At 42.5% G+C, this 14,330-nt stretch carries 10 protein-coding genes; 9 read left to right on the top strand and 1 reads right to left on the bottom strand.

The window, feature by feature from the left end; translation table 11 throughout:
* Window positions 1-64: 64 nt before the first annotated feature.
* The 8 genes from aceE (at window position 65) to PASHI_RS14845 (ending at window position 12,626) form a co-directional block, all read left to right on the top strand.
* Window positions 65-2,731 (top strand): pyruvate dehydrogenase (acetyl-transferring), homodimeric type, encoded by a 2,667-nt coding sequence (gene aceE, locus PASHI_RS14880; RefSeq protein ID WP_062566172.1) that lies wholly within the window; start codon window positions 65-67, stop codon window positions 2,729-2,731.
* 9 nt (window positions 2,732-2,740) lie between these two features.
* A complete protein-coding gene (gene aceF / locus PASHI_RS14875; protein ID WP_062566171.1) occupies window positions 2,741-4,651 on the top strand; it encodes a pyruvate dehydrogenase complex dihydrolipoyllysine-residue acetyltransferase in 1,911 nt (636 codons plus the stop codon).
* Between the two features lie 188 nt (window positions 4,652-4,839).
* Window positions 4,840-6,264 carry a dihydrolipoyl dehydrogenase gene (gene lpdA, locus PASHI_RS14870; protein WP_054562783.1) on the top strand — a complete coding sequence of 475 codons (1,425 nt, stop codon included), beginning with the start codon at window positions 4,840-4,842 and terminating at the stop codon, window positions 6,262-6,264.
* Between the two features lie 199 nt (window positions 6,265-6,463).
* The gene (locus PASHI_RS14865) at window positions 6,464-7,123 is read left to right on the top strand and encodes a tRNA-uridine aminocarboxypropyltransferase (protein ID WP_062566192.1); all 660 of its coding nucleotides are present in this window, start codon (window positions 6,464-6,466) and stop codon (window positions 7,121-7,123) included.
* Between the two features lie 785 nt (window positions 7,124-7,908).
* Complete coding sequence (locus tag PASHI_RS14860) at window positions 7,909-8,913, top strand: Fe(3+) ABC transporter substrate-binding protein (protein ID WP_062566170.1); 1,005 nt, start codon at window positions 7,909-7,911, stop codon at window positions 8,911-8,913.
* A 77-nt stretch (window positions 8,914-8,990) separates the two neighbouring features.
* Window positions 8,991-10,625 carry an ABC transporter permease gene (locus tag PASHI_RS14855; RefSeq protein ID WP_062566169.1) on the top strand — a complete coding sequence of 545 codons (1,635 nt, stop codon included), beginning with the start codon at window positions 8,991-8,993 and terminating at the stop codon, window positions 10,623-10,625.
* The gene (locus PASHI_RS14850; RefSeq protein ID WP_062566168.1) at window positions 10,622-11,665 is read left to right on the top strand and encodes an ABC transporter ATP-binding protein; all 1,044 of its coding nucleotides are present in this window, start codon (window positions 10,622-10,624) and stop codon (window positions 11,663-11,665) included. The genes PASHI_RS14855 and PASHI_RS14850 overlap by 4 nt, the downstream gene beginning before the upstream one ends.
* A gap of 61 nt (window positions 11,666-11,726) precedes the next feature.
* Complete coding sequence (locus tag PASHI_RS14845; protein WP_062566167.1) at window positions 11,727-12,626, top strand: Dyp-type peroxidase; 900 nt, start codon at window positions 11,727-11,729, stop codon at window positions 12,624-12,626.
* Here PASHI_RS14845 and argR read toward each other — a convergent pair.
* Window positions 12,623-13,090 (bottom strand): transcriptional regulator ArgR, encoded by a 468-nt coding sequence (gene argR, locus PASHI_RS14840; protein ID WP_054551012.1) that lies wholly within the window; start codon window positions 13,088-13,090, stop codon window positions 12,623-12,625. The two genes, PASHI_RS14845 and argR, sit on opposite strands and share 4 nt — an antisense overlap.
* A 225-nt stretch (window positions 13,091-13,315) precedes the next feature.
* On the opposite strand from argR, the gene mdh reads away from it, so the two are divergent.
* Window positions 13,316-14,251: a malate dehydrogenase gene (gene mdh, locus PASHI_RS14835; protein ID WP_054562778.1), complete on the top strand. Its 936-nt coding sequence runs from the start codon at window positions 13,316-13,318 to the stop codon at window positions 14,249-14,251.
* Window positions 14,252-14,330: the final 79 nt, after the last annotated feature.

The raw sequence follows: 14,330 nt of genomic DNA, 5'->3' as shown, positions 1-14,330 counted from the left end.
GTTAACTACTTAATTTTAAGATTTATTAAAATAATTAGTATTTTAAACATAAGGAAACCTCCATATGTCTGAAGTCAATAAAATTGACGTAGACGCGCTAGAAACACAAGAGTGGTTACAAGCCCTTGAGTCTGTTGTGCGTGAAGAAGGTGTTGAACGTGCTCAATTCTTACTTGAGCAAGTGTTAGAGCAAGCCCGTTTAGACGGTGTTGATATGCCTACTGGCACAACCACTAACTACGTTAATACCATCCCGGTAGATCAAGAACCTGCTTACCCAGGTGACGTAAACATTGAACGTCGTATCCGTTCAATCATTCGTTGGAATGCGATCATGATCGTATTACGCGCGTCGAAAAAAGATCTAGACTTAGGCGGCCATATGGCGTCTTACCAGTCTTCAGCTGCATTTTATGAAGTATGTTTTAACCACTTCTTCAAAGCACCAAACGATGTAGATGGCGGTGATTTAGTTTATTACCAAGGTCACATTTCTCCAGGTATCTATGCACGTGCATTTGTTGAAGGTCGTTTAACAGCTGAGCAACTTGACAACTTCCGTCAAGAAGTTGATGGTAAAGGTCTTCCTTCATACCCACACCCTAAGTTAATGCCTGAATTCTGGCAGTTCCCTACGGTATCAATGGGTCTTGGTCCAATTGCATCAATCTACCAAGCTCGTTTCTTAAAATACCTAGATGGTCGTGGCTTAAAAGACACTAAAAACCAACGTGTATACGCTTTCTTAGGCGATGGTGAAATGGATGAGCCAGAATCACGTGGTGCAATCTCATTCGCTGCACGTGAGAAGCTAGATAACCTATGTTACCTAATCAACTGTAACTTACAGCGTTTAGATGGCCCAGTAATGGGTAATGGTAAGATCATTCAAGAGCTTGAAGGCCTATTCAAAGGTGCAGGCTGGAACGTGATTAAAGTTGTATGGGGTAGTGGTTGGGATATCCTACTTGCTAAAGATACATCAGGTAAATTACTGCAGTTAATGAATGAAACTATTGACGGTGATTACCAAACATATAAAGCAAAAGACGGTGCATATGTTCGTGAGCACTTCTTCGGTCGTTACCCAGAAACAGCAGCACTTGTTGCTGATATGACTGATGAAGAAATCTTCGCACTTAAGCGTGGTGGCCATGAGCCTTCAAAACTTTACGCTGCATTCAAAAAAGCGGAAGAAACCAAAGATCGTCCAACTGTTATCCTAGCTAAAACTGTAAAAGGTTACGGCATGGGTGAAGCGGCTGAAGGTAAAAACATCGCGCACCAAGTTAAGAAAATGGACATGACCCACGTTGAGCACTTACGTTCACGTTTAGGTCTACAAGATTTAGTTTCTGATGAAGAAATTAAAGACTTGCCATATCTTACTCTTGAAGAAGGCTCTGAAGAGTACAAGTATCTTCACGCTCGCCGTGAAGCGCTACAAGGTTACACACCTAAGCGTATTCCTAAGTTTTCTGAAAGCTTAACATTGCCAGAAGTTGACGCGTTCAAGCCACTACTTGAAGAGCAAAAACGTGACATCTCTACAACAATGGGCTTTGTACGTGCACTTAACGTATTACTAAAAGACAAAGGCATTGGTAAAAACATCGTTCCTATCATCGCTGATGAAGCGCGTACATTTGGTATGGAAGGTTTATTCCGTCAAATCGGTATTTATAACCCGCATGGCCAAAACTACACGCCACAAGACCGTGACATCGTTTCTTACTATAAAGAAGCAACATCAGGTCAGGTACTACAAGAAGGTATCAACGAGTTAGGTGCAATGTCATCATGGGTTGCTGCTGCAACATCATACAGCACTAACGATTTACCAATGATCCCATTCTACATCTACTACTCAATGTTTGGTTTCCAACGTGTAGGTGATATGGCATGGATGGCTGGTGACCAACAAGCACGTGGTTTCCTACTAGGTGCTACGGCAGGTCGTACTACACTAAACGGTGAAGGTTTACAGCACGAAGATGGTCACAGCCACATTCTTGCTAACACGGTTCCTAACTGTATTTCTTATGATCCGACATTCGCATACGAAGTAGCGGTAATCATGCAAGACGGTATCCGTCGCATGTACGGTGAAGACCAAGAAAACGTGTTCTATTACCTAACGTTAATGAACGAAAACTACCATCAACCAGCAATGCCAGAAGGCGCTGAAGAAGGTATTCGTAAAGGTATCTATAAACTTGAAACTGTGGCTGGCGATAAAGCGAAAGTACAGTTACTAGGTTCAGGTACTATCATGATTGAAGTGCGTAAAGCGGCACAAATCCTGAGCGAAGAGTATGGTATTGGTTCAGATGTATTCTCTGTAACATCATTCAACGAGTTAACTCGTGACGGTCAAGACGCTGAGCGTTTCAACATGCTTAACCCTGAAGCAGAGCAAAAGACTGCTTACATCACGAACGCATTAACAGATGCCGTGACTGTTGCAGCAACAGACTACATGAAGAACTACGCAGAACAAGTTCGTTCATTCGTACCAAGCAGCAACTACAAAGTGTTAGGTACTGATGGTTACGGTCGTTCTGATAGCCGTGAAAACTTACGTCGTCACTTCGAAGTGAATGCTGGTTATGTTGTGGTTGCAACACTATCTGAGCTTGCTAAACGTGGTGAAGTTGAGAAGTCAGTAGTTGTTGAAGCAATCAAGAAATTCGACATCGACACAAACAAAGTTAACCCGCTATACGCATAAGAGGTTCCAATGAGTATTGAAATTAATGTACCAGATATCGGTGGCGATGAAGTTGAAGTAACCGAAATCCTTGTTAGCGTTGGTGATAAGGTTGAGGTTGACCAATCGTTATTAACGGTTGAAGGCGACAAAGCATCAATGGAAGTACCTGCTGCACAAGCAGGTACGGTTAAAGAAATTAAAGTAGCTGAAGGTGATACGGTAACGACGGGTTCACTTATCATGATCTTCGAAGGTGAAGAACAAGCTGCGGCTCCTGCAGAGGCTAAAGAAGATACGCCAGCTCCAGCAGCTGCGCCTGCAACTTCTGCTACACAGGAAGTAACTGTGCCAGATATCGGCGATGATGAAGTTGAAGTAACTGAAATCATGGTTGCGGTAGGTGACACGGTTGAAGAAGAGCAATCTTTATTAAGCGTTGAAGGCGATAAAGCATCAATGGAAGTACCTGCTCCAATGGCGGGTACGGTTAAAGAGATCAAAATCGCGACTGGCGATAAAGTGAAAACGGGCTCTCTAATCTTCGTTTTTGAAACAGCTTCAAGCGGTTCAGAAGCGCCTGCTGCAGAACCAGCACCAGCTGAAGCAGCGCCGGCAGCAGCGGCATCAAGCACTAAAGAAGTAAACGTGCCTGATATCGGTGGTGACGAAGTTGAAGTAACCGAAGTGATGGTTGCTGTTGGCGATAAGGTTGAAGAAGATCAATCAATCTTAAACGTTGAAGGCGATAAAGCATCAATGGAAGTACCAGCACCATTTGCCGGTACTGTTAAAGAAATCAAAGTAGCAGCTGGGGATAAAGTATCAACTGGCTCACTTATCTTTGTATTTGAAGTAGCGGGTAGTGCACCAGCTGCAGCGGCACCAGCCCCTGCAAAAGCTGAAGCAGCGCCTGCGCCTGCGTCTGCACCTGCAGCAAAAGCGCCTGCGGCTGAAAAGCCTGTATCAGCACCTACAAGCAACGAAGGTTTTGCAGATAACAAAGCGTATGCACATGCATCGCCTGTTGTTCGTCGTTTAGCGCGTGAGTTTGGTATTAACCTAGCAAACGTAAAAGGCACGGGTCGTAAGAATCGTGTTGTGAAAGAAGACGTACAAAACTACGTGAAAGACCTTGTGAAGAAAGTTGAGTCAGGTCAGCTATCTGCAGGTAAAGGTAATGCCGGTGGCGGTGAGTTAGGTCTTATCCCTTGGCCTAAGGTTGATTTTGCTAAGTTTGGTGAAATCGAAGAGAAGAAACTTTCTCGTATCCAGAAGCTATCAGGTGCTAACTTACATCGTAACTGGGTGCAAATCCCGCATGTTACACAGTTTGACGAAGCTGATATCACAAGCCTTGAAGTATTCCGTAAAGAGCAAAATGCCCTTGCTGAGAAGAAAAAGCTGGGTGTTAAAATCACACCACTTGTATTTGTGATGAAAGCAGCGGCGAAAGCATTGGCTGAATTCCCAACGTTTAACTCTTCTCTGTCTGAAGACGGCGAAAGCTTAATCTTGAAGAAATACATCAATATCGGTGTTGCAGTTGATACGCCAAATGGTCTAGTTGTTCCAGTGTTTAAAGATGTTGATAAGAAAGGCATCATTGAACTTTCTCGTGAGTTAATGGATATTTCTAAGAAAGCACGTGACGGCAAGCTAACTTCATCTGATATGCAAGGCGGTTGTTTCACAATCTCAAGCCTTGGTGGTATCGGTGGTACAGCGTTCACGCCAATTGTGAATGCGCCAGAAGTTGCTATCTTGGGTGTATCTAAGTCAGAAATGAAACCTAAGTGGAATGGCAAAGAGTTTGAACCTAAATTAATGGTTCCATTATCAATGTCATACGACCATAGGGTTATTGACGGTGCACTAGCAGCACGCTTTACTGTGACGCTAGCAAGCTACATGAGCGATATTCGTCAATTGGTGATGTAATCGTCTCATAATTTATAAGAATCAAATCCCAGCAAGTTGTTTTTTGCTGGGATTTTTACCATTGGCAATGATACAATCTTTGCCATAGAACAATCTTGGTATAGATATCTGCTCTCCCTTTCTGCCTTGCAGAAACATGGCAGTTAAACTTAGGGGCAGTGTCCCGTTCAAACATTTAAGGTAATAGCATGAGCAACGAATTAAAAACTCAAGTTGTTGTACTAGGCGGTGGTCCTGGTGGTTATTCTGCGGCTTTCCGTGCTGCTGACTTGGGCTTAGAAGTTACACTGGTAGAATCTCGCAACACATTAGGCGGTGTATGTCTAAATGTGGGTTGTATTCCTTCAAAAGCACTTTTACACGTAGCTAAAGTGATTGATGACGCAGCTGAAATGTCATCTCACGGCGTTACTTTTGGCAAGCCTGAAATCGACCTAGACAAAATCCGTGATTGGAAAGAGTCTGTAATCGGTCAACTAACTGGCGGCCTAGACGGCATGGCTAAAATGCGTAAAGTGAAAGTAGTTAGCGGCTACGGTAAATTCACTGGCAGCAACACACTTGCTGTTGAAGGTGAAGACGGTACAACAACAATCACTTTTGACAATGCTATTATTGCAGCGGGTTCTCAACCTGTTAACTTACCTTTCATCCCTGAAGATGACCGTGTAATTGACTCAACTGGTGCGCTAGAGCTTAAAGACGTTCCTGAGAAACTACTAGTTTTAGGTGGTGGTATCATCGGTCTTGAAATGGGTACTGTATACCGTGCACTAGGTTCTGAAATCGACGTAGTTGAGTTTGCTGATCAATTAGTACCAGCAGCTGATAAAGACGTTATCAAGATCTACCAAAAATACGTTAAGAACAAGTTCAACGTAATGCTTTCTACTAAAGTTGTTGGCGTTGAAGCGAAAGAAGACGGTCTATACGTTTCATTCGAAGGTAAAAACGCACCAGCTGACGCAGTACGTTACGACAAAGTACTTGTTGCTGTTGGTCGTACACCTAACGGTAAATTACTTGACGCTGATAAGGCAGGCGTTAACGTTGATGAGCGTGGTTTCATCAATGTTGATAAACAGCTTAAAACAAACGTTGATCACATCTTCGCTATCGGTGATATCGTTGGTCAACCAATGCTTGCACACAAAGCGGTTCACGAAGCTCACGTTGCTGCAGAAGTTATCTCTGGTCAGAAACACTTCTTCGATCCTAAGTGCATTCCTTCAATCGCATACACAGATCCAGAAATCGCATGGGTTGGTGTAACTGAGAAAGAAGCTAAAGAGCAAGGTTTAAGCATCGAAACTGCTGTATTCCCTTGGGCTGCTTCTGGTCGTGCAATCGCTTCAGCACGTACTGAAGGTCAAACTAAGCTAATCTTCGATAAAGACTCAGGTCGCGTTATCGGTGGTGCTATGGTTGGTATCAACGCAGGTGAAATGCTTGGTGAAATCGGCTTAGCAGTTGAAATGGGCGCAGACGGTGAAGACCTAGCGTTAACTATTCACGCTCACCCAACATTAAACGAATCAATCGGTCTAGCTGCTGAAATCTTCGAAGGTTCAATCACTGACCTTCCAAACAAAAAAGCAGTTAAAAAGAAGTAAGTTCTTTTGACTAATCGTTTTAAAAACCCAGCTCCGGCTGGGTTTTTTGTTTTTTAACTATAAGCTTTAAGATCTAGCTGCTTATAGCTTGCAGCTTAATACTTAGATCAATATCTATTCCCCATATTTTTAGCTACAATACGCGCCGTTTAATTATCTGGTAAATACAGTGGCTACTATCTCAAATAATTCAGTGTTAATGCTTCGTGCTCAGCAAATGACTGAGTCTCGTCGTGAATTCAAAGCGCGAGGAGCAAAGCTAACGCGTTGTGAGCGTTGTTTATTAGCGGAACACTATTGTATTTGTGAAGGCGTTGAGCAAGCTCAGTGTGATGCCGCGGTCTGTTTACTTATGTACCATAATGAGAGTTTTAAGCCGTCAAATACTGGTCGTTTAATTGCTGAAATCGTGCCAGATAACCATGCCTTTAAGTGGGATAGAACAAATCCAGATGACGCCTTATTAAGCTTGTTGGCAGATCCTCAGTATCAGCCTATGGTTATTTTTCCTGCCAGCGATGTTGATGATGAAGAGCGCGTGATCACCGAAGTAACTTCTGTTGAAGGTAAGCGTCCATTGTTTATCTTTTTAGATGGGACTTGGCGCGAAGCAAAGAAAATGATCCGTAAAAGCCCTTATCTAGATAATTTTCCTGTGCTTTCAATTACGCCTGAAAAGCTATCTGATTATCGATTACGTGTTGCCCCGCATGAGCATCAGCTAGGCACCGCTGAGGTGGCTATTATGGTACTTGCCCTTGCGGGTGAGAAAGATGCTACACAAAAGCTTGAGCAACATTTTATTAAGTTTAGAGATGCCTATCTGCTAGGTAAGCGTAATAAGGGACGACCGGAGTAATAATTTATTGTAGGCAAAAGAAAAGCGCGTACTATCTCTAGTCGCGCTTGCGGAATCTTCTTAATTTTTTGCATCCTGCAATTGAATCTAATCAACTCCCTAAACTTTGCCAATCCATGCTATTACACTTTACTTATTGGTTCTGTGTAATATAAGGCAATCCCGCCTTGTTTCCTTGTCAGTCCTTTACATCCTTGCTGGTAAATACTTTACCACTCCCTTACGTGCCATCCTGACACTATCCCTTTATTTGCAAATCCGTTGCGATGCCCTAACGGCCTGTCCTTTATTCCACTTTTTGAACTTCCTGTATAACAACGTCCTGTTGTCATGCCATTCCACATCATCCTGATGTTGTCCGTAGGTTGTCACTCCATTGCGTTACTCTTCCTGAGCCTGTCCTTGATTCCTTATTCTCCTAATGAACCTTATTCCGCGGTATTATGAGTAATGCTTCCTTATCCATCTACTCATTAAGCTTCTTGCTTAGTTGATGTAAGTAATTATAGAGAAATGGGCAAAGCTGAGTAGGTCAAAATCTTACTTAATCTGCTGGTTATTTTATTGTCATTTAAAGTATGTTGTTATATTTCAAATGTTTATCTTGTTTTGTGCAGTGTTTGCTGGTGGTTTTTACTCAATAACTGCCATGTGGGTGAGATATGTCTTACATGTAAATTCCTAAATGGCAGTTAGGTTGATTGAAATATAAGTTTAAACGGGTGCACTTTGCCCTAACTCTAGGTAAAATATTTTGATAATTGTTACTATTTAGGTGCTATAAAATGAAGAAAACAGCCTTAGTATTACTTAGCGCATTATTAAGCGCGCCTACATTTGCTGCAGATGTAGTAAATATTTACTCGTTTCGTCAACCATTCTTAATTCAGCCTATTTTGGATGATTTCACTAAGCAAACAGGTATTAAAACTAACGTGGTTTTTGCCAAAAAAGGGTTAATTGAACGTGTAAAGCGTGAAGGTAAGCACAGTAAGGCTGATTTAGTATTAACCTCTAATTTTAGTGCGCTGATTCAATTAGAGGACTTAGGCTTAACGCAATCAATTAATAGTGATGTGGTTAATGCGAATGTGCCAAGCACTTTTCGCGATGGCGACGGTCAATGGATAGCACTTACTAAACGTGTACGTAATGTTTACTCTGCAAAAGAGCGTGTTGGTGCACTTGCTGAATTAACTTACGAAGATTTAGCAGACCCAAAATACAAAGGTAAGATCTGCACTCGATCTGGTAAACACCCTTACAATTTAGGTTTAGTTGCTTCTATGGTTGCTCACCATGGCGAAGCAAAAACTAAGCAATGGCTTGAGGGCGTAAAAGCCAATTTAGCACGTAAGCCGCAAGGTAATGACAGAGCGCAAGTCAAAGCCGTAAAAGAAGGTTTATGCGATCTGGCGTTAGGCAACAGCTATTATTTTGGCAAAATGATGCAAGATGAGCAGCAAAAATCATGGGCTGAAGCGGTTTATATTAACTTCCCTAACCAAACAAACCGTGGCTCTCATATCAATGTATCGGGCGTTGTTATGACCCGTTATGCTAAAAACCCTGAAAATGCCTTGAAACTGGTTGAGTATATGACCGACAATAAGGCGCAAAATATGTATGCTTCAGTTAATATGGAATACCCTGTAAAGCAAGGGGTTGCATTATCTGAGATGGTTGCATCATGGGGGGAGTTTAAAGAAGATAGCCTTCCTCTTGATGAGATCAGCAAATATCGCCCTGTGGCACTGAAGCTGATTGACGAAGTAAAGTTTGATTTATAACGAGGATATTTCTCGTAACACATTTTTATAAAAGCTGTTTTTTAACAGCTTTTATTTTATCTGGTATTAATCCACTTATGCATGTGAAGTTTTCGCTGTCGCGTTGGCAGCTTATAGCCTGGCTTATTGGCCTGTTGCTTGTTACGCCATTAGGCTTTTTATTATTTGAATCTCTGCAAGGAGATTCAGATGTATTTCAGCACCTTTTCGATACTGTGCTGTGGGATTATACCCGTAATACACTCATACTCATTGCAGGGGTAGGGCTGTTAAGTTGTGTAATTGCATTGCCGCTAGCTTGGCTAACCGCATATTGCGAGTTTCCTGGGCGTAAGCAATTTGAATGGGCATTAATGCTGCCATTAGCAATGCCAACTTATCTCATCGCCTATGTGTATACCGACTTACTTGATTACGCAGGGCCAGTACAAATCACCCTTAGAGACTGGTTTGGTTGGCAATCACCAGACGATTACTGGTTTTTTGATATTCGTACATTAACTGGGGCTATTATTATGATTGCCTTGGTACTCTATCCTTACTTATTCCTTATTTTTAAAACGGCACTCAGAGAGCAGTCTTTTAAACTAGTACAAGCTAGTCAGCTGATGGGTCTATCACCATTACAAAGCTTTTTACGCGTTAGTTTGCCTCTTGGTCGTGGGGCGATTGTGGCAGGGGTTACATTAATCAGTATGGAAGCTATGGCTGATTTTGCTACCGTCAATTACTTTGCTGTAAGTACGCTCACTACCGCTGTATACGATACGTGGCTTGGCTATTACTCATTAACTGCTGCGGCGAAAATCTCAGGCATTATGTTACTGATTTTGTTTTTAACCATCATGGTTGAACGCTTTAGTCGTCGTAATCAAGCCGTGTATGAACGTCAGTCAAGCGTAAACAGCGCAACCTTGTATCGCTTAAAAGGCGGTGCGGCGTGGGCTGCAAGCTTGGCTTGTACCGTTGTGCTAATACTGGCTTTTATCCTGCCGGTTGGGGTGTTAGTTAAATACGCCATTGTTTATGCAGATGAAGCATGGAATGGGGCATTCTTTAATTACGCTTGGCAAAGCTTCAAAGTGGCTATTGTGGTGAGTATTGCAACTATCCTATTGAGCTTATTGGTATTGTTTTATCAACGCATTGCGAAACAAGCTTACCCTTTGATCCCAGGACGTTTAGCAAGTACTGGCTACGCCTTACCTGGTACTGTGTTAGCTATTGCCGTATTGCTCCCATTAACTCAGTTAGATGATGCATTAAACAATTGGCTTGAGCCTTTTGGTTTATCACCAGGGTTACTTCTGAGCGGCACTTTATTTGCGATGATTTTTGCTTATGTTGTACGTTTTTATGCGATTGCGCATGGCGCGCTTGAAAGCAGTTTTTTACGTATTAGCCCTTCATTAGATATGGCTAGCCAATCAATGGGCAAAGGGCCCTTACAAACCTTGTGGCGAGTACATTTACCACTGTTAAAGCGCGGCATTCTAACAGCTGGCTTGTTAGTGTTTATTGAGTGCATGAAAGAGTTACCTGCGGCTTTATTACTCAGACCTTTTAATTTTGAAACCCTGGCAACTCATGTTTTTCAATATGTTAGTGATGAGCAATTGGAGCTTGCGTCAATTTCAGCCTTGTTTATCGTGTTAGTTGGGTTAATCCCTTTGTATTTCGTTAATCGTTCGATGGAGCAAAATCACTCATGAGTCATTTGATAATTAAAGACTTAGCTTATCAGTACAATGCGACTCAGGTGTTGAGTGAACTAAACCTCAATGTAGAACAAGATGAAATCGTCTGTTTGCTTGGCGCAAGTGGCTGCGGCAAAACCACCACTTTAAAGGCAATTGCCGGAATTTTACAGCCAGAGCAAGGCTATATGAGTATTGATTCAAAAGTGGTCAACGATAGTGGACTGTTTGTTGCACCGGAAAAACGTAATATTGGCATGATGTTCCAAGACTATGCGTTGTTTCCTCATTTAACGGTAAGCGACAACATTGCGTTTGGGCTAAGCAATATGAGTAAAGCGCAAAAGCGCGAGCGTGTAGATGAAATGCTTAGCCTTGTTAAACTCGATGGTTGTGCAAAGCGATATCCGCATCAGCTTTCTGGTGGACAGCAGCAACGAGTGGCAATAGCCCGTGCACTTGCTTACAAACCAAGTTTATTATTACTTGATGAGCCATTCTCGAATATTGATACACAAGTGCGTTTTGAGCTTATTGCCGATATACGTCGCATTATTAAAGCTCAGCAGGTTTCTGCGGTATTTGTTACCCACTCGAAGGAAGAAGCTTTCGCGTTTGCCGACACGCTTGCGGTTATGCATGGTGGAAAAATCGCCCAACAAGGCTCTCCTGAGCAGTTATTTAGCCAACCTAACTCAAAGGTGGTTGCAGAGTTTCTTGGTACGGGCATATACTTAACGGCAAAAGTATTAACGCCAACTGAATATGAGACGGCGTTTGGTGTGATTCACTCATTGACACCGAACAATGCAGATTGTCAGCAAGGTCAAGTGTATATAAGACCACATCATATTCAGTTGTGTGAAGCTGCGCACAGTGACGCAAACAGTTTAACTATCTTGCACAGGCGCTTTATCGGTACGCGTTATGTATATCGAATCAATATTGCAGGGCAAGAGTGTGAAGTTGCTGCAGAGCAAGACCGCGTGTTAGCTGTTGAGCAGCCTGTAAAAATAAAAATAATGCCGCACACAGTCAATTTTTTTCATGATTAGTAATAAATAACAATCTTGAATCCTTGGCTTTGTGCAAATAACGAGAAGCTAAGGATTCACTATGGCGCAAGCGCAATCTGGGATTTGTGCTGAAGCAAACTTACATGGTTTGCACCTGTTTTTTAATGTTTACGATGGCCATGATGAGTCATTACGTAAAAAACTAAAACGCGTTAGCGTAATTCAAGAGGAGTTTGCTGATCAGTTCTCAGAAGCCATGCTATCGTGTGTGGTTGCCCTTGGTGCTCAGTATTGGCCGCATATTTTGCCCGAGTTTATCCCTAGTCAATTGCAAAGCTTTCCGAATGTGACCCATAGTGAGCATGTGATTAGTGCTCAGCCATTTGACTTGTTTGTGCAAATTCGCTCAGACCGTGAAGATGTAAATCATCTATTTGCTCTGCAAATTCTAAAATTATTAACACCGGATGTTGAGCTGGTGGAGCAGGTCCGTAATTTTCGGTTTTTAGATGGACGTGATTTTAACGGCTTTATTTATGCAGGCGATACACCTCATGGCCGTCAAAAGCGTAGTACAGCACTTATCGATAAACCGGGTCACTTTGAAGACCAAGGCAGTTATATTCATGTTCAGCGCTTTGTGCATGATTTGAGTGTCTGGCAGCATTTATCGTTGTCTGAGCAAGAGCAAATCATGGGGCGCACGCGTCTAGATAACACCTTGATTGTGCCTGCTGTAGAAACCAGTCATGCGGTTCGTAGTGAATTAAAAGATGAGCATGGCCAGCCACTATTGCTAAACCAAAGCATGCCATTTGGTGATGTGCATAAGCAGGGAATTTTAATGGTTTCGTGTGCTGCGCAAGGGGATGCGTTTGAGCAGGTATTAAAGAGTCGTTTGGGGCAGGGCGATTGCTATGATCATTGGCTCGATTTTACTCAAGCCGATATGGGATCTGCGTTTTTCGCCCCGTCAGTAAACTTCTTAAAGCAACTTTAAACGGTATCAAATAAAGTGCGCACGCGATCAAGCGTCACATCGATTTCAGAAATCTTCGCAGGGGCGATAAAAATAGTGTCGTCGCCTGCAATGGTACCGAGTACACCATCCGCCTTACCGAGTGAATCAAGTAAACGAGCAATTAATTGTGCTGCGCCTGGACTGGTGCGAATAATAATCATCATTTCGTTATGCATAATATCAATAACAAGCTGACGCAGTGGGCTTTTCGCTGTTGGCACACCCATTTCAGCCGGTAAACAATAGACCATTTCTTGTTTTGCATTACGAGTACGTACTGCACCGAACTTGCTTAACATGCGAGAGACTTTACTTTGACTAATATTATCAAAGCCTTGCTCTTTTAATGCTTCGACAATCTCACCTTGTGAGCCGAAGTTTTCTTCTTTTAATAGCGCTTTAAACGCTTTGATCAGTGCTTCTTGTTTGTCTTGTGGTTGCATGTTGCCGTTTCTTTATTCATAAAATGTAGGGTAATTCTACACAACTCTGCATATTTATGCAGTATTAGTTTACAAAGTCGTCCAAAATGCTGTGTCTTTACAGGCAAGTTTACAACTATGGTCGAAATTATACGCGAAATAAGCAGGATAAATTTGTTTTTAGTCGCTAATTTCATTATCTTTAGGGCCACAAATATTTCCTACCTCAAATTACGGAGAATTCCAATGAAAGTTGCTGTTTTAGGCGCAGCTGGCGGTATCGGCCAAGCATTGTCTTTATTATTAAAAACAAGTTTACCTGCAGGTTCTGAATTATCGTTATACGATGTTGCCCCTGTTGTTCCTGGTGTAGCGGTTGATCTTTCTCACATCCCAACAGACGTTAAAGTTGAAGGCTTTGGTGCTGACAGCCTAGACGCAGCATTAGCTGGTTGTGATATCGTTCTTATCCCAGCGGGTATGCCACGTAAGCCAGGCATGGACCGTGCGGACCTTTTCAACGTAAACGCAGGTATCATCAAAACATTAGCTGAAGGCATCGTTAAAAACTGTCCTAAAGCGTTAGTAGGTATCATCACTAACCCAGTAAACGGCACAGTGCCAATCGTTGCTGAAGTATTCAAAAAAGCGGGTACTTACGATGCTAACCGTGTATTCGGTATCACAACGCTTGACGTGATCCGTTCAGAAGCATTTGTTGCTGAACTTAAAGGTTTAAGCGCAACTGACGTTAAAGTTCCAGTGATCGGCGGTCACTCAGGTACTACAATCCTTCCTCTTCTATCTCAAGTTGAAGGTGTTACTTTCACTGACGAAGAAGTTGCGGCATTAACTCCACGTATCCAAAACGCAGGTACTGAAGTTGTTAACGCTAAAGCGGGTGGCGGTTCAGCGACTCTTTCTATGGGTGCTGCAGCAGCACGCTTCTGTATGTCTTTAGTTAAAGGCTTACAAGGTGAAGAAGTAGTTGATTACGCATACGTTGCAGTTGAAAACGGTGACGCAGCATACTTCGCACACCCAGTTCGTCTAGGTAAAAACGGCGTTGAAGAAATCCTTTCTTACGGTGAGTTAAGTGCATTCGAAGAGCAAGCTAAAAACGACATGCTAGCTACACTTAACAAAGACATCCAGGAAGGTGTTGATTTCATCAACGGTTAATTCCGACAGATGATAGGCGATTTTTTAAATCGCCGAAAAACAAAAAAGCCTGCAAATGCAGGCTTTTTTAATGGCTCGA

The sequence above is a fragment of the Pseudoalteromonas shioyasakiensis genome (genome assembly GCF_001550135.1).
GTDB classification, from domain to species: Bacteria; Pseudomonadota; Gammaproteobacteria; order Enterobacterales; family Alteromonadaceae; genus Pseudoalteromonas; species Pseudoalteromonas shioyasakiensis.
This window is presented reverse-complemented; position numbering and strand designations above follow the sequence as displayed.